17 protein-coding genes are annotated in these 15328 nt (G+C 32.9%); 5 read left to right on the top strand and 12 right to left on the bottom strand.

Annotated elements, in window-relative coordinates:
• Position 1: 1 nt before the first annotated feature.
• The 3 genes from NU08_RS08370 to NU08_RS08360 are packed head-to-tail and all read left to right on the top strand — an operon-like array spanning position 2 to position 2664.
• Complete coding sequence (locus tag NU08_RS08370; protein ID WP_129746684.1) at positions 2 to 733, top strand: metallophosphoesterase family protein; 732 nt, start codon at positions 2 to 4, stop codon at positions 731 to 733.
• A 2-nt stretch (positions 734 to 735) separates the two neighbouring features.
• Complete coding sequence (locus NU08_RS08365; RefSeq protein ID WP_129746683.1) at positions 736 to 1188, top strand: nucleoside 2-deoxyribosyltransferase domain-containing protein; 453 nt, start codon at positions 736 to 738, stop codon at positions 1186 to 1188.
• Between the two features lie 6 nt (positions 1189 to 1194).
• Entirely contained in the window at positions 1195 to 2664 is a 1470-nt protein-coding gene (locus NU08_RS08360) for a nicotinate phosphoribosyltransferase (protein ID WP_129746682.1), read from the top strand.
• Between the two features lie 248 nt (positions 2665 to 2912).
• Here NU08_RS08360 and nadD read toward each other — a convergent pair whose 3' ends face one another.
• The 4 genes from nadD to NU08_RS08340 all read right to left on the bottom strand — a co-directional run bounded on the left by nadD (position 2913) and on the right by NU08_RS08340 (position 5556).
• A complete protein-coding gene (gene nadD, locus NU08_RS08355; RefSeq protein ID WP_129746681.1) occupies positions 2913 to 3494 on the bottom strand; it encodes a nicotinate (nicotinamide) nucleotide adenylyltransferase in 582 nt (193 codons plus the stop codon).
• Between the two features lie 108 nt (positions 3495 to 3602).
• Positions 3603 to 4175 carry a guanylate kinase gene (gmk, locus tag NU08_RS08350; protein ID WP_008465369.1) on the bottom strand — a complete coding sequence of 191 codons (573 nt, stop codon included), beginning with the start codon at positions 4173 to 4175 and terminating at the stop codon, positions 3603 to 3605.
• A 68-nt stretch (positions 4176 to 4243) separates the two neighbouring features.
• On the bottom strand, positions 4244 to 5104 hold the full coding sequence (locus tag NU08_RS08345) for a YicC/YloC family endoribonuclease (RefSeq protein ID WP_008465368.1): 861 nt from the start codon (positions 5102 to 5104) through the stop codon (positions 4244 to 4246).
• Between the two features lie 104 nt (positions 5105 to 5208).
• Positions 5209 to 5556: an arsenate reductase family protein gene (locus NU08_RS08340; RefSeq protein ID WP_129746680.1), complete on the bottom strand. Its 348-nt coding sequence runs from the start codon at positions 5554 to 5556 to the stop codon at positions 5209 to 5211.
• A gap of 79 nt (positions 5557 to 5635) precedes the next feature.
• Here NU08_RS08340 and NU08_RS08335 point away from each other — a divergent pair, with 79 nt between their 5' ends.
• Positions 5636 to 6091, top strand: a complete 456-nt coding sequence (locus NU08_RS08335) for a DinB family protein (protein ID WP_129746679.1) — start codon at positions 5636 to 5638, stop codon at positions 6089 to 6091.
• Between the two features lie 33 nt (positions 6092 to 6124).
• Here NU08_RS08335 and NU08_RS08330 read toward each other — a convergent pair whose 3' ends face one another.
• From NU08_RS08330 to NU08_RS08305, 6 genes are all read right to left on the bottom strand, one after another.
• Positions 6125 to 6613, bottom strand: coding sequence for a septal ring lytic transglycosylase RlpA family protein (locus NU08_RS08330; RefSeq protein WP_129746678.1), 489 nt, complete (start codon positions 6611 to 6613; stop codon positions 6125 to 6127).
• Positions 6614 to 6704: 91 nt separating this feature from the next.
• On the bottom strand, positions 6705 to 7127 hold the full coding sequence (locus tag NU08_RS08325; RefSeq protein WP_129746677.1) for a hypothetical protein: 423 nt from the start codon (positions 7125 to 7127) through the stop codon (positions 6705 to 6707).
• Between the two features lie 107 nt (positions 7128 to 7234).
• Positions 7235 to 9967 (bottom strand): TonB-dependent receptor, encoded by a 2733-nt coding sequence (locus NU08_RS08320; RefSeq protein ID WP_129746676.1) that lies wholly within the window; start codon positions 9965 to 9967, stop codon positions 7235 to 7237.
• Between the two features lie 321 nt (positions 9968 to 10288).
• On the bottom strand, positions 10289 to 11932 hold the full coding sequence (pgi, locus tag NU08_RS08315; protein ID WP_129746675.1) for a glucose-6-phosphate isomerase: 1644 nt from the start codon (positions 11930 to 11932) through the stop codon (positions 10289 to 10291).
• Positions 11933 to 12049: 117 nt separating this feature from the next.
• Positions 12050 to 12535 (bottom strand): lipocalin-like domain-containing protein, encoded by a 486-nt coding sequence (locus NU08_RS08310; protein ID WP_129746674.1) that lies wholly within the window; start codon positions 12533 to 12535, stop codon positions 12050 to 12052.
• Between the two features lie 11 nt (positions 12536 to 12546).
• A complete protein-coding gene (locus NU08_RS08305; RefSeq protein WP_129746673.1) occupies positions 12547 to 13107 on the bottom strand; it encodes a short chain dehydrogenase in 561 nt (186 codons plus the stop codon).
• A 95-nt stretch (positions 13108 to 13202) separates the two neighbouring features.
• Between NU08_RS08305 and NU08_RS08300 the strand changes: the two genes are divergently transcribed.
• Positions 13203 to 14045, top strand: a complete 843-nt coding sequence (locus tag NU08_RS08300) for an AraC family transcriptional regulator (protein ID WP_129746672.1) — start codon at positions 13203 to 13205, stop codon at positions 14043 to 14045.
• 16 nt (positions 14046 to 14061) lie between these two features.
• Here NU08_RS08300 and NU08_RS08295 read toward each other — a convergent pair whose 3' ends face one another.
• Positions 14062 to 14682: a hypothetical protein gene (locus tag NU08_RS08295; protein WP_129746671.1), complete on the bottom strand. Its 621-nt coding sequence runs from the start codon at positions 14680 to 14682 to the stop codon at positions 14062 to 14064.
• A 9-nt stretch (positions 14683 to 14691) separates the two neighbouring features.
• Complete coding sequence (locus NU08_RS08290) at positions 14692 to 15300, bottom strand: hypothetical protein (RefSeq protein ID WP_129746670.1); 609 nt, start codon at positions 15298 to 15300, stop codon at positions 14692 to 14694.
• Positions 15301 to 15328 lie beyond the last annotated feature (28 nt).

The following is a 15328-nucleotide window of genomic DNA, read 5'->3' as shown; positions in this document are numbered from 1 at the left end:
CATGAAAAGAACCTTAGTTTTTGGAGATATTCATGGCGGATTAAAAGCATTAATTCAGCTATTGGAAAGAGCAGATTTTTCAGAAAATGATCGATTTATTTTTTTGGGAGATTATGTTGATGGCTGGAGCGAATCTAAACAATTGATTGATTTTCTTATTGATTTATCTCAAAAACAGGAATGTGTTTTTATAAAAGGAAATCATGATGCCTGGTGTCAGGAATGGTTAGAAAATGATATCATAAATGATATTTGGTTTTTGCATGGAGGAAAATCAACAATAGAAAGTTATAAGGAAATTGACTCTTCCGATAAAGAAAAGCATCTCGAATTCTTCAACAGAATGAAAGATTACTTTGTAGACGAAAACAACAATTTGTTCATCCACGCTGGTTTTTCATCTATGCATGGTCCAGAAAAAGAACATTACAAAACCAATTATTCGTGGGACAGAACGCTTTGGGAAATGGCTCTGACCATGGACAAAAGAATTCAAAAAGATTCACTTTCATATCCAAAACGATTATTGCTTTTTAATGAAATTTATATCGGTCACACACCAACACTTCATTATGATGTCGAAATTCCGATGCAAGGATGCAATGTTTGGAATATTGATACTGGAGCAGGTTTTTATGGAAAATTAACTTGTCTGGATATTGAAACCAAAGTCTTTTGGCAAAGTGATGTTGTGCAAACATTTTATCCAAATGAAAAAGGAAGAAATAAATAGTCATGAAGAAAATTTATAAAGCACCAGAAGAAATTCCCTTGCAAATTGATTTAAAAACCATTTTCTTAGCAGGTTCTATAGAGATGGATAAAGCGGTTGATTGGCAGAAAAAATGCGAAGAATTACTGCAAGATCAATTTGTTGTTTTTAATCCAAGAAGAAATGAATGGGATAGCAGCTGGTCACAAACCATAGAAAATCCTAATTTTAAAGAGCAAGTCAATTGGGAACTTAATGCATTAGAAAAAGCAGATATAATTATTATGTTTTTTGCAGAGAATACAATGTCACACATATCGTTACTAGAATTTGGACTTTATGCTCAAACTAATAAAATGAAAGTAGTTGTAGAGGAAAATTTTTGGAGAAAAGGAAACATCGATATTGTATGTGAGAGATATTCAGTAGAACAGTTTAAAACATTGGATGAACTAATTCAAAATTTATTAAAATAAAAATATATGAACCCACTATTATTAACCGATGGTTACAAAGTTGACCACAGAAGACAATATCCAAACGGAACAACATTAGTATATTCTAACTGGACGCCAAGAAAATCTAGATTAGAAGAAGTTGATGAGGTTGTGTTTTTCGGACTACAGTATTTTATCAAAAAATATATTATTCATGATTTTGAAGAGTATTTCTTTAAAAAATCAAAAGAAGAAGTTGTTGCAAAATATGCTCGCAGAATCAATAATTATTTGGGTGATAATCAAGTTGGAACTAAGCACATTGAAGATTTACACGATTTAGGATATATTCCGATGGTCTTCAAAGCTTTGCCAGAAGGCGCAAGCGTGCCATTGAGAGTGCCAATGTTTACGATGTATAATACAATTCCAGAATTTTTCTGGCTGACGAATTATTTCGAAACTTTGCTTTCTGCAGTGATCTGGCTTCCTTGCAACTCTGCTACAATTGCAAAAGAGTATAGAAAGGTTTTGGATAAATATGCAGATCAGACTTCATCTGTTCCAGAATTTGTAGATTGGCAGGCACACGATTTCTCAATGAGGGGAATGGGCGGAATTGAAGCGGCTTTAACTTCTGCATCTGGACACTTGTTGAGCTTCACAGGTTCTGATACGATTCCAGCGATTGATTTCTTAGAAGAATATTACAAAGCCAATTCAGATCAAGAATTAGTGGCAGGTTCAGTAGCGGCAACAGAACATTCTGTAATGTGTATGGGAACGACAGAAGGCGAGTATGAAACTTTCAAAAGATTAATCACAGAAGTGTATCCAAAAGGAATTGTTTCTATCGTTTCTGACACTTGGGATTTATGGAAAGTTTTAACGGATTATTTGCCAAGATTGAGAGAAGATATTGTTTCAAGAGAAGGCAAAGTAGTAATTCGTCCTGATAGTGGTGATCCAGTTGATATTATCTGCGGAAATCCGAACGGAAAAACTGAGCAGGAGAAAAAAGGAGTTATCGAATTGCTTTGGGATGTATTTGGCGGTACAACAAATGCTAAAGGGTTCAAAGAATTGGTTCCGCAAATCGGAGCGATTTATGGAGATAGTATTACAGTAGCAAGAGCGACTCAAATCTGCGAAAGATTAAAAGAAAAAGGATTTGCTTCTACAAATGTTGTTCTAGGAATTGGATCTTTCACGTATCAATACAATACCAGGGATACTTTCGGATTTGCAATGAAAGCAACTTACGGAGAAGTAAACGGAGAGGGAAGAGCGATCTTCAAAGATCCGATTACAGATGACGGAACCAAAAAATCTGCTAAAGGATTAATGAAAATTGATTTAATCGACGGTAAGTATCATTTAACGGATAATGTTTCTTGGGAAGAAGAAAAACAAGGTGAATTGAAAGAAGTTTTTAGAGACGGAAAACTTTTAGTTGATCAATCACTGAGTGAAATCAGAACGAGAGTAAAAAGTGAAGTGAGTATCGAAGCTTAATTATAAAACGAAAGCCTGAATTTAAAATTCAGGCTTTTTTTATGATTTGAGTTTTTTGCCTTCTATTTGTCATTTCGACGAAGGAGAAATCTTCGCAAGAAACTCTACAAAGATTGGCGTTTTACTATATGGAGCTACTTGCGAAGATTTCTCCTTCGTCGAAATGACAAGATTATGTAGGATTATTCTTTTGAGAATAACAAAAAAACTCCAGTTAAAACTGGAGGCAATTCAAATTTTTAAATTCTTTATTTCTTATAAAAATTATTATGATCAATATATTCCCAAACCTTTGGCGGTAGCAAAGGCTGAATATTTTTGCCTTCTTTAATGCTGTTTCTGATAAAAGTAGAAGAAATTTCTACAATTGGGGCATCAATTATATGAATTTTGGGATGCGATTTTAATTCGACATTTTCAGGTTCGTCAGAAATTCTCGGATATACATAAATATCATGATTTTCAAGAATCACTTCATAATTTCTCCATTTGTGAAGCGTTTTCAAATTGTCTTCGCCCATAATTAAAGAAAATTCATGATTTGGATATTTCTCTTGTAAATGAGCGAGTGTAATCACTGTATAGCTTGGCTGAGGCAATTTAAATTCAATATCCGATGGTTTTATTTTTGGATAATCTTCTGTTGCCAAATAAACCATTTGAAGTCGTTGCTGATCGTCTAATAAAGTCGCTTTCTTTTTTAACGGATTATGTGGCGTAACAACCATCCAGATCTGATCTAAATCGGCAAACTCAGCCATATGATTGGCAATGATCAAATGACCAACATGTATAGGATTATATGTTCCGAAGTAAAGACCTATTTTCATTTTTTATAGTTTCGCAGAGAGTCGCTAAGATAGCACAAAGATTCGCAAAGTTTAAAAAACCTTTTGCGAATCTCCGTGTTTGTCTTTGTGAATCTTTGCGTAATAAAATTACTTATTTACGAACTCTTTCACTAATTGATATGCTTCTTCTTTAGCAGTATCTAAATCGTAGTTTTTAATAATTGTATCAAATTGAGGAGCAGTTGCCAATTCAACTGAAGCTTTTGCAATACGCATATTAATTTTGTCTTCACTTTCTGTAGAACGTTGTTTTAATCGGCGTTTTAATTCGTCAACACTAGGAGGTTTAACAAATACAGCTAAAGTTTCTTCTGGGAATTTATGTTTAATGCGAAGACCGCCAACCACGTCAATATCAAAAATGACATTTTTTCCCAAAGCCCAGATTCTTTCAATCTCCGATTTTAAAGTGCCATAGAAGTTGTCGCGGTAAACTTCTTCCCATTCTAAGAAATCCTCAGCTTTAATGTGCTTTTTGAATTCTTCTAGCGAAATGAAATAATAATCCTTTCCGTGTACTTCTTCACCGCGTGGTGCACGCGATGCTGCCGAAATCGAAAATTCAAGATTTAAATCTTCTTGTCCTAATAAATGTTTTACGATAGTTGTTTTTCCTGAGCCTGAGGGTGCCGAAAAAACAATTAATTTTCCTTTGTTCATTGTGTATGCTTTAAGCTTTAGGCAGAAGGCCTTGGGCTTTAATTGATTTTGTTTTTAGCTTATGGCTTTTACAGAACATTCAATACTTGCTCCTTGATTTTCTCTAATTCATCTTTCATCATCACGACCAATTTCTGCATTTGAGCATGATTAGATTTAGAACCCATAGTATTAATTTCACGACCCATTTCCTGAGTGATAAAACCAAGTTTTCTTCCGTTAGCTTCAGAACCATTTAAAGTTTCCAAGAAGTAATCTAAATGATTTCCTAAACGTACTTTTTCTTCTGTAATATCTAATTTTTCTAAATAATAGATTAATTCCTGCTCAAAACGATTTTCGTCAACATTAACTTGCAATTCTGAAATTGCAGTTTGCAAACGATCTTTTATAGCTTGTATACGCTCTGGATCAAGTGCTAATGTATCGTTCATATATTGGCGAATGTTTCCAATTCGGAAATTGAATTCTTTTTCAAGTGCTTCTCCTTCATCTTTTCTGAAATTTAAGATGTTTTGAAGTGCTTCGTCAATAATTACCTGAATTTGCTCCCAATCATTTTCATCAATTTCTTCGCGTTCTGTTTTTAATGTATCTGGCATACGCACGGCCATTTTCATTAATTCAGTTTCGTCAGCATCGGGATTTACTTCTTTTAATTGTGCGATGTAATTTTTTACAACAGGTACATTTACTTTGGTTGAAGTCTGTTCTGCAGTGCTTTCTACATAAATTGCAAAATCGATTTTACCTCTTTCCAGTTTGGTCGAAATGAGAGTTCGTAAACCAAGTTCCAATTCACGGTAAACCGATGGCATTCTTACATTCAAATCTAAACCTTTACTGTTTAGGGATTTTACTTCAACGGTAATTTTTTTTGTAGGCAATTGCAAAGAAGCTTTGCCAAACCCTGTCATAGATTGTATCATATAATTGAGTATAAAGGCGCAAAGATAAATAAAAGTTTGCTCTATTTAGTTGGAAATTAGTGTTCAGTAGCAGTTTTCGGTTTAACAAGAAAAAAAATAGCTTTTTAACTCAGAGCATTTATCACTTCGGCTACATTTTTTTGGCTGTTGCCAATGTATATTTTGCCATCAATAATAAAAACTGGACGACTTAAGAAAGTGTAATGTTCCAGAATGTATTTTTTAAAATCCGCTTCTGTTAAAGCTTGGTCTTTAAGTCCCATTGACTTGTATAACTGTGCTTTTTTGCTAAATAATGCTTCGTAACTTCCTGCTAGTTTGTGCATTTCTTCCAATTGTTGTTCTGTAATTGGATCTTGTTTAATATCTTGAAAAACTAAATTGTTTTCAGGTAAACTTTTGATGATTTTTCTGCAGGTATCACAAGATGATAAATAATATATTTTGTTCATTTTTTTATGGATTTGTTAGAATGCAAAGAAAATCCATTTAAAACTTAAAAATGACTAATTTTAGAAAAAAAATAAAATTATGAGTTCAGTTTTTGATGTACAAAAAACAATTAGAGAAGTTCTATTGAAAATCTTAGATAGTCATTCATTAGAACAATTAAACAAAATTCCAGATGGGTTCAGCAATAATATTATTTGGAATATGGGCCATTGTATTTCTTCGCAACAGGTTTTGGTCTATAAATTATCGGGTCTTCCAACAATGGTTTCTGAAGATTTCGTTAACAAATATAAAAAAGGAACTAAACCAGAAAGCGATGTTTCTCAAGCTGAGGTTGATGAAATTAGAACATTGCTTTCAACAACATTAGAAAAAACAAAAAATGATTTTGAAAGCGGTCTGTTTGTTAATTATCATGAATACACTACTAGTATCGGATTTACACTTCGCCATATTCAAGGTGCCTTAGATTTTAATAATTTTCATGAAGGGCTTCATACTGGAGTTATAATGTCAATAAAAAAATTCGTTTAAATAAAAAAAATCCCGCTTTAAGCGGGATTTTTTTTATTCGATTATGGTTTCGATGGTAACCTTCATTGCTCCGGCACCTTTGCTTTTGGTAATATCCATAAAAGCTCTTTTAGACAAATCGATTTCGCGGGTTTTTACAAATGGACCGCGGTCTGTAATTTTTACGATAACAAATTTGCCATTGGCTTCATTGGTTACTTTTACTCTAGTTCCAAAAGGAAGTTTTTTGTGAGCTGCTGTGTAGCTGTTGTTGTTGAATCGGCTTCCGTTAGCGGTTCTTTTTCCATTAAAACGATCTGCATAGTAGGAGGCATGAGCGTTTTTTTTGTATGGTCTAAGTTTTAAACCTTTGTCAGTAAAAACAGAATCCGGCAATGGGATAATTGTTGGCTTTACATTCTTAACAGTATCTTGAATAATTTTAGGTTCTGTTGTAGGTTTGGTCTGGCTTATCATGTAGGTAAAGCCGCTAATTAAGGTTAAAGCGATTGTGGCGAATAAAATTTTTGTTTTATTTCTCATGGGTTATTTTTTTTCAGACTTGGGGGGAGTTTGTACAAATAATATGCCGAGATAAAAAAAGCCCTGATGAAGGGCTTTTAATTGGTATTTTTTAGAACCAAAGGTTCCATGGAATTCTACTTAAAATAAGCAATAATCCTAATGTGTAAAAAATAGCAAAGGTTTTAAATTTAGCTTCGCTATTAACTAATTTTTTATGTTTAGACCATCCGATAGTGATTAGGATGATAGCAATAATGTTAATTAGAGGGTGCTCTAATGATGTTAATCTTAGTTCTGCATTAGACATTTGTCCAAAGGCTGCTTTTCCAAGCGGAGAAACAAAATATAAGATTAAACCAATCAATAATTGAGTGTGTGTGCCAATTAAAGCAAATAAAGCGATTTTACGATCTTTAGCTGTAAATTCTTTTTTTGAAGTTACTCCGATAATTGCGTTAACAACAGCTACTAGTAGAAGAAGCAATGCTAAGTATGCCCAGCCAGAGTGAAATTTTTGTAGAAAATTATACATAAGGGGTGTTTTTTGTTCAAAAACAAATATAACAAAAAAGGCTATAAAAAAACGGCATTAAACTTAAAAGTCAATGCCGTTTTTATTATTTATTTAGATTCTAAATTTTAGAAATTGAATCTCATACTAAAGTTCCATGTTCTTCCAAATCCAAAGAATACTTGGTTTGCTGTTGCAATACCACGGTAAACTTGTCCGTTTGAAGCGTAAGTACCCAGAGCTGGGTTTGTAGCATTTATATTATCATCAGCAAAAATGTTTGTTCTTGATTCAGAAATATAAACTTCATTTAGAACGTTGTTTACGTTTAATCTGAAACTTAAAGAATTTTTATTAGAGCTTCCAATTAACCATTTGTAAGAAACTCCCGCATCCATTAATCCGTAAGATGGAAGTTCTAAAGTTCCTTTGTGATTTTCAGCAGAGAATCTTCCTGGTTCGATAGCAGCGTAAAGTTGATCTGTATATCTGTAATTTGCATCTACACTAAAACGTTCCAAGATTTCATAGGCAGCACCTAAACTTGCAGTTGTTTGTGCAGCATCACCAACTTTTACACCATCTAGATATAAAGTTCCTGATTCTAAAGGAGCATTATTTTGATCAAATTTGTTGTAGGTGGCATTTCCTTCATATTTCCATTGACCAACAGAAACCATTGCGTTTAAACTTAATTGTGGAGTTGCTTTAGCATTCACTTCAAGTTCGAGACCTGTATGAAGTTCGTTTACACCTAATGCATCATAGTAACCATTTCTATTAGTACTGCTTGGATCTGTAGATCTTTGGTATCTGTCTTTCCAAGATGTATAATATGCATTTAAGTTTGCATTAACTTTAGATGATCTGTATCCGTATCCAGCCTCAATTCCAACAACTTTTTCATTTGGAGTATCAAATGCTACTGATTGGTTGTTGCGGTAAACTGCATTAAAGAATGGTTGTTTAGAGTAGTATCCTGCGTTTGCAAATACGTTATGGTGCTCATTGATGTTGTAATTTGCGCCCCCTTTAATGTTTCCTCCAGTAATATTTTTAGTATCTGTTTTGTATAACGGATCTGATTCTAGGTAAAGGAAAGTATCTTCTCTTTGGAAACCTTGATTTGAAATTGCTCCCTGAATGAAAGCTGATAAGTTTTCTCCTGAGTATTCTAATTGTGTAAACGCTCCGTACCAATTAACATATCCATTATTGTTGTATTCAATTTTCTCCTGATCTTTTACATTAGTAAAAGGGTTCCAACTTGGTGTAGCAGAATATGTTTCATATAAATATCTACCATTAGGTTTGAAAGTAGCACTTTGGTTATCAAAGTAAACATCAGCACCTAATCTGTCATTAACATTTCTAAAGTGGTATCCTGTGTATGTTCTTGCATCGATACCAAAATCAAGAGTTAATGTTCTTGTTAATTTTTGATTTAAGTTAATTACAGCTCCATACCAGTCATGAGAGTTGATAGATGATCTTCTTGTAAAACCAGTTGTTCTGTTAACTACATATTCTCCGTCAGCATTTGGTGTTAATGGTGCTCCAATTGTATTTGGCTGTCCAGTGTTATACTTAACGAATTCATCAAAAGGAACTAAACCGTCTTCAGTTTTAAATGCAAAAGGACTTTTTCCAATGTTTCCTGTTCCTCCTCCTCTTCCCCAAGAAGCATATAATACTGAAGATAATTTTGTGTTATCTGAGATTTTGTAGTCATAATTAAGAGACATTACAGGTTTGCTGTAAAAGTTTCTTGCCCATGAATACTCTTGTCCATTTTTATAACCCCAATCAGAGTTGTATTTAATGTCTGGTTTGTTTTCAGCTGGATTTCCGTATTGGATATATGAAGCTAAAGTATTAGCAAAGCTTCTTTGATTGTGCCATTGTGGAGCACCAGTAAAAGTAAATTGGAAATCGTGTTTGTTGTTTTTTGAAGTATAACCGATTCCGATAAAATAGTTTTGACCAGAAAATTTAGTTCCATCTACATAACCGTCACCAATAGTGTTGCTAAATAAGACAGATGCAGAAAGACCATTACTCAATTTTCCAGTAGAATATGAAACAAGGCTTTTGAAGTAATTGTCATTACCAGTAGTAAGAGCAATCGTTCCTCCCTCTTTCATGTCTGCAGATCTTGTAACCACGTTTATCGTTCCACCAACAGATGATATAGCTAATTTAGAAGAACCTAAACCTCTTTGAACCTGCATAGCAGAAGTTACATCAGATAAACCAGCCCAGTTACTCCAATAAACAGAACTGTTTTCCATGTCATTAACCGGAACACCATTTATCATTACGGCAATGTTTCTCTGATCGAATCCTCTAATGTTAATTCTTGAGTCTCCGTAACCACCACCACCTTTTGTAGCATATACAGAGGGAGTGTTAGCTAAGATTTCTGGGAATTCTTGTGAACCAAGTTTTTGTTGAATTTCAGCTGCTTTAATTGTAGAAACAGCAACCGGAGTTTTTCTGTCTTTTGCAATATCTACAACAGTACTTTTAACTACAATCTCGCTCAATTCGTTTGAGTTAGAAACTAAAGTGATAGTTCCTAAGTCTGTAGTTCCCGCGTTTGATACGGTAAATTTTACAGTTTGGTTGTCATAACCTAAAAAAGAGATTACAATCTCTCCTGTGCTTGATGGTGTAGTAAGAGTAAATTTACCATCAAAGTCTGTTGAAGTTCCTGTAGTAGATCCTTTGATCACTACATTTGCTCCTGGTAATCCACCTGTTCCGTCGGTAATTTTACCAGTAACTTTTCCTTGAGAAAATACGGTCGAAACTATCATAAAAAATAGTCCAGTCAGTAACCAATTTTTCATTTTCTTCATTTTGTTATTGAGTTTATTGTTTTTGGCAAAATTATAACAAATAACTCAGATAATGTTATCGAAATGTTAAGAAAAAGCAGTTTTGTCTTTTGTGCTGCGTATTAAAATGAATTTTTCTTTTTTCTTTAAAAAAAATATTGTTTTCTTGAATTTATCGAGAGCTTTTTTGTTAAATATGTAATTATTTGAGTGATGCTGTAAGTAGAAACAGGCAAATTGGCGGATAATTCTGCTTTTTGTCGGTATTTTATGTAAAAAACGTCCTAATTTTACTAGAAATTAGGACGTTTCAAAAGTTAGAGAATATTTAAAAAAATGTTTCTATTTATTTTTTAAGAAATGATTTAACAAAAACGTAGTTGAGCTATCGTGATTCTTAACAGTCTTAGAATTGATTTCATCTAAGATAGAATTTGCCAACTGTTTACCCAATTCAACGCCCCATTGGTCAAAACTGAAAATGTTCCAGATAATACCTTGCACAAAAATCTTGTGTTCGTATAACGCGATTAATGATCCTAAGCTTTTTGGAGTAAGTTTTTGAATCAAAATAGTGTTTGTCGGTTTGTTTCCAGTGAAAACTTTAAAAGGCAATAAGTATGATGCTTTTTCAGCCGCTAATCCTTGTTTGTCAAATTCTGCCTGAACCTGCGCTTCTGTTTTTCCGTTCATTAAAGCTTCAGTCTGAGCAAAGAAGTTTGACATTAGTTTGTCGTGATGATCTTCATTTCCATATAAAGGTTTAACAAAACCAACAAAATCAGTCGGGATCAATTTTGTTCCTTGGTGAATTAACTGGAAGAAAGCATGTTGAGAATTTGTTCCTGGTTCTCCCCAAATAATTGTTCCAGTTTGATAGTTGACAGGTTTTCCGTCACGGCCAACACTTTTTCCGTTACTTTCCATAAATGCTTGTTGCAAATAAGGGGCAAGTTTGTGTAAATATTGTGTGTACGGAATCAAAGCTTCACTTTCTGCTCCAAAGAAATTATTATACCAAACGCTTAATAAAGCTAAAATAACAGGAATGTTTTGGTCAAATTCTGCCGATTTAAAGTGCTCGTCCATTTCATAGGCACCAGTTAATAAATCATTGTAATTGTCAAAACCAACTGCCAATGCAATGCTTAAACCAACCGCACTCCAAAGAGAAAATCTTCCTCCAACCCAATCCCACATTGGGAAAACATTATTTGGATTAATTCCGAATTCAGTTACTTTTTGAATGTTTGTAGAAACGGCTACGAAATGTTTTGCAATATCTTCTTGAGAAGCTGATTTCAAGAACCATTCTTTGATAGTCTCAGAATTTGAAAGTGTTTCCTGAGTGGTAAAAGTTTTAGAAACAATTACAAAAAGCGTTGTTTCTGGATTTAGTTTTTTGATGACTTCATTTACGTGGTCACCGTCAACATTCGAAACGAAATGTGTACTCAAGTGGTTTTTGTAAAACTGCAAAGCTTCAACAGCCATAACAGGACCAAGGTCAGAACCGCCAATTCCAATATTTACAATATCAGTAAAAGCTTTTCCGGTATATCCTTTTCTTTCTCCAGAAATTACTTCTTGAGTAAAGTTTTTGATTTTATTTTTTACTTCGTAAACTTCAGGAATTACATTTTCTCCATCTACTTTAATAACTGCAGATTCTGGAGCGCGTAATGCTGTATGTAAAACGGCGCGATTTTCTGTTTGATTGATTAATTCTCCACCAAAATATTGTGCAATTGCATCTTTCAATCCAATCGAGTTTGCTAATTCTAATAATAGCGAAACCGTTTCCTGACTAATATTATTTTTTGAATAATCTACTAAAAAATCATTCCATTGCAAGTTGAATTTTTCAGCACGCGCACTATCTTGTTGAAACAATTCTTGTATTGTGGTTTCGTGAATTGCGTTATAGTGGTTTTGTAGATTTTTCCACGCTTCAGTCCCAGTTGGGTTTGTTGTGTTTAAAGCCATTTTTATCTATAATTGAGTTTGTTTTCTGAAACACAAAAATACTGAAATAACTTTTAAAAGGATGACGGTTTGCAATTATATAACAATTAGTTACGAAAACGTTTTATGAAATGTAAGTCATAACTTTTTCCAGACAACTTCGGCTGTTACCGATTTTCCGCCTTGGGTAGTATTGGTCACCGCATATTTAAGTTCATTGTTTGTAAAAGTGTAAGATCTCTTTTGAATCGTGCTTTCCCAATTTGGAAAAGATGCCGTTTTTATTTTAAAAGTTATAGTCTTATTTGTTTCGTCAATTTCATATTCGCCAAAATGCGAATTGCTTCCTTGTACAATTGCTGCGTTTTCTTCGGGAGTGCATTTATTTTTATCTCCAGAAGCAATTTTTGCCCTTTTATCTTTATAAATCTGAATGGCATAATTTCCTTTTTCATCAAAGAACAAAAAGCCCTTCGGATTTACATCATACGGAAGCGTTTTGGTTCCGTCAGAATTGGTGTTTTCAACCGAAGCCAAAGTCCATGAACCCGAAAAATTAGATTTGTTTTGAGCATAAATTGAATTTAAAATCAAAAGCAGTAGAATCAAAATTGCGTTTTTCATCTTTTGAAAGTTTAATAGTTTACTTTAATAATTTCTCCATTTATAGTTTCTTCAATACTCTTCGCATAAGCATTTATTAGATCTTCTGTCGGAATATCCGAGACTTTTGCTGGACTAATGGCATTTATTCTGATTCCTCTTTCCAATTCCAACGAAGTTGCCAGAACAAAACTGTTGATTCCGCCATTTACAATAGCTTTGCTTATATTGTTTTTCACAGGTTTGTCGCCCATTTTTCCTGAAGTGAGTGTAAATGATCCATTATCGTTTAAGTATTTTTGGCCAATTAAAACCAGATTAATTTGTCCAAGCAATTTGTTCTGAATGCCGATGTTTAATTTTTTTTCGTCAAGCGAAAGCAAATTACCTGTGTAGCAATCGCCCGCAACACAAATACAAGCATCAATGTTTTTTACTTCTTCAAATAATTTTTCAATCGAATTTGAATCTGATAAATCGATTCTGAAATCTCCGCTGTTTCTTCCAGCCGAAATTATTTCATGTTTTTTTGCAAAAGCCGGATGTAGTATTTTACCAATTTCTCCATTTGCGCCAATTAAAAGTATTTTCATTTTGCAGATTTTTAGTTTGTTATCTGAAACAAAATTAAGAAGTTAGCTTTGGCTGAAAATTGTACTTATTGGTACTAAAATTGTATTTTAGCATAATGACAAACACAAATTTGTATCTTCCTTTTGAAGTTGATTTTAAAGAACTAGCACAGTTTCCGAAAACAATTCGGAAAAACAATTTCTTTGAATTGATTTATATTGTTGATGGAACAGGAATTCAGGTAATTAATAACAATACATTTCAGTACCGAAAAGGGAATATGTTTTTGGTAACGCCACAAGATGTGCATTCATTTGAGATTATAACGCCAACAAAATTCTTTTTTCTTCGATTTAATGAATATTACATAAAAGCAAGTTCTCAAAATGGGCAATCTGAAGCCGTTTTGCGAATGGAATATATTCTTCAAAATGCAAGCCATCGCCCAGGCTGTATTTTGAAAAATCAAATTGATAAACCTTTAATCGCTTCGTTAATTGACAACATAATCGGTGAATTAAGCAACCAGCAGATTTACCATCAAAAGATTATTGAGCAGATTGTGAATACAATTATTACAATTGTTGCGAGAAATATTGCTTTGAAACTTCCGAAGAATATTAAAGAAAAAACCGGAGAAATGGTTCTCGAAATTTTGCATTATATTCAAGAGAACATTTACAATCCAAAAGAATTAAAATCAGAAAAAATAAGCGACCATTTTAATATCACGCTTAATTATTTGGGTAAATATTTTAAGAAGCAAACGGGTGAAACGCTGCAAGAATATATTGCAAACTATAAATTGAGATTAATTGAAGCCAGACTTTTAAATAGCGATATGCGAATTAATGAAATTGCAGACGAATTAAATTTTTCTGATGAAAGCCATTTAAATAAAGTCTTTAAAAAGCATAAAGGAATGAATCCTTCTGAATTTAGAAAAAGATATTCTTAATAATTAAAAAGTTTGCTTACCAAAATTTCCACCAAGGCTTTTTATTGATTTCTATGATTTTCTTCGAAACATCGACATCAATTCTTTTTGGAGATTCAGTTTTAATCTTAGAATCGTCAAAAAATAATTCACCATTATCACTCATTCCAATTGGAGATTTTGTTCTTTCTTTCCAATTTTCAGTTTGTAATTCTGGAATTAAGTCAATATCGATTTTTTCGCGAAAGCGTTTTTGAGCTTTTTCTATAATTTCTTCTTCTAAGTTTGAAGATGAATTTTTGAAAAGTGAAATCGAATTGTCTGGAATATTCAGAAGAAAAATTTGTGTTTTGTCACCAATTTTCTGAATGTCCAATACTTTAAAATAAGCAATCGAGTCTAAAAGATAATGACCAATTTTTGCCGAGTCAGGATTAAATTTTGACAAATCTTTGGCATGCGCGCTTGCAATCAAATATCTGAAATTTCCAGAAAGGCCTCCGCCAATCGAACTCATGTCAGTAAAACCTTTTTCTTGAATAATTTGACCTACTTTATAATTTAAAATTAAATTTTCAGGAAGATTTGTATCTCTATAAAATAATTTTAAACCAGAAAAAGTTTCATGATACATGGTTTTGAGGCGTTCATTTTTCATGACTGTTTCTTATTTGAATTGAATTGTAACTAAGAAATAATGCGGAATATTAAAATGTGTTCCAAGATTTTCTGGTTTAACGTTTGACTGAACTACTTCGCAGTAAGAAGCACTTCCGTCTGCATGTTTAGTTGGAGTAATAATAGCAAGGATTGGTGTTTCTTGATTGGAGTCAATATTCAATTCTGTTTTATTTCCAAAAAAATCTTTTAAGGTATAATCGTCAGAATCACTTTTTAGATTAAAGTACGATTTTTTACTTCCAAATCTTACACCTCTGATATAAGTCTTTAATTTTCCATCGGCTATCTTAAATAGAAAAGTAAGAGACTCTTTATTTGATTTTATTTTGAAATAATCAGTTTCTCTTCCGTCAAAAAGTAAAGATGTATTTACAAGTTTGCCATCTGAAAATTCTTGTAGATTGATAACATATTGTTTTCCTTTTAAATCTTTTCCTTCAAAATAGAACTGCTCAAGATATATTTTTTCAAAATCAAGTAAATTCTGAATTTCACTATTCTTACTTCCGTAAATGTTAGTTATTTTAATGTTGTTTTGGGCAAAAGAAAAATTTACTGCCAAAGTAAGAAGCAGAAGTAAGTTTTTGAATTTCATATAGAATTGCTTGTTGGTTTTATTTTTT

The organism is Flavobacterium anhuiense (assembly GCF_004151235.1).
GTDB lineage: Bacteria > Bacteroidota > Bacteroidia > Flavobacteriales > Flavobacteriaceae > Flavobacterium > Flavobacterium anhuiense_A.
Note: the sequence above shows the minus strand (reverse complement) of the source record. Positions and strands in the feature narration are given on the sequence as shown.

What these genes read in the sequence shown, in the direction of transcription:
- NU08_RS08300 (WP_129746672.1), top strand. Translation starts at nt 13,203, where the DNA reads ATGACAAACACAAATTTGTATCTTCCTTTTGAAGTTGATTTTAAAGAA.
- NU08_RS08320 (WP_129746676.1), bottom strand. Translation starts at nt 9,967, where the DNA reads ATGAAGAAAATGAAAAATTGGTTACTGACTGGACTATTTTTTATGATA.
- NU08_RS08340 (WP_129746680.1), bottom strand. Translation starts at nt 5,556, where the DNA reads ATGAACAAAATATATTATTTATCATCTTGTGATACCTGCAGAAAAATC.
- NU08_RS08325 (WP_129746677.1), bottom strand. Translation starts at nt 7,127, where the DNA reads ATGTATAATTTTCTACAAAAATTTCACTCTGGCTGGGCATACTTAGCA.
- NU08_RS08295 (WP_129746671.1), bottom strand. Translation starts at nt 14,682, where the DNA reads ATGAAAAATGAACGCCTCAAAACCATGTATCATGAAACTTTTTCTGGT.
- NU08_RS08345 (WP_008465368.1), bottom strand. Translation starts at nt 5,104, where the DNA reads ATGATACAATCTATGACAGGGTTTGGCAAAGCTTCTTTGCAATTGCCT.
- NU08_RS08335 (WP_129746679.1), top strand. Translation starts at nt 5,636, where the DNA reads ATGAGTTCAGTTTTTGATGTACAAAAAACAATTAGAGAAGTTCTATTG.
- NU08_RS08365 (WP_129746683.1), top strand. Translation starts at nt 736, where the DNA reads ATGAAGAAAATTTATAAAGCACCAGAAGAAATTCCCTTGCAAATTGAT.
- gmk (WP_008465369.1), bottom strand. Translation starts at nt 4,175, where the DNA reads ATGAACAAAGGAAAATTAATTGTTTTTTCGGCACCCTCAGGCTCAGGA.
- NU08_RS08330 (WP_129746678.1), bottom strand. Translation starts at nt 6,613, where the DNA reads ATGAGAAATAAAACAAAAATTTTATTCGCCACAATCGCTTTAACCTTA.
- pgi (WP_129746675.1), bottom strand. Translation starts at nt 11,932, where the DNA reads ATGGCTTTAAACACAACAAACCCAACTGGGACTGAAGCGTGGAAAAAT.
- NU08_RS08310 (WP_129746674.1), bottom strand. Translation starts at nt 12,535, where the DNA reads ATGAAAAACGCAATTTTGATTCTACTGCTTTTGATTTTAAATTCAATT.
- NU08_RS08370 (WP_129746684.1), top strand. Translation starts at nt 2, where the DNA reads ATGAAAAGAACCTTAGTTTTTGGAGATATTCATGGCGGATTAAAAGCA.
- NU08_RS08360 (WP_129746682.1), top strand. Translation starts at nt 1,195, where the DNA reads ATGAACCCACTATTATTAACCGATGGTTACAAAGTTGACCACAGAAGA.
- NU08_RS08290 (WP_129746670.1), bottom strand. Translation starts at nt 15,300, where the DNA reads ATGAAATTCAAAAACTTACTTCTGCTTCTTACTTTGGCAGTAAATTTT.
- nadD (WP_129746681.1), bottom strand. Translation starts at nt 3,494, where the DNA reads ATGAAAATAGGTCTTTACTTCGGAACATATAATCCTATACATGTTGGT.
- NU08_RS08305 (WP_129746673.1), bottom strand. Translation starts at nt 13,107, where the DNA reads ATGAAAATACTTTTAATTGGCGCAAATGGAGAAATTGGTAAAATACTA.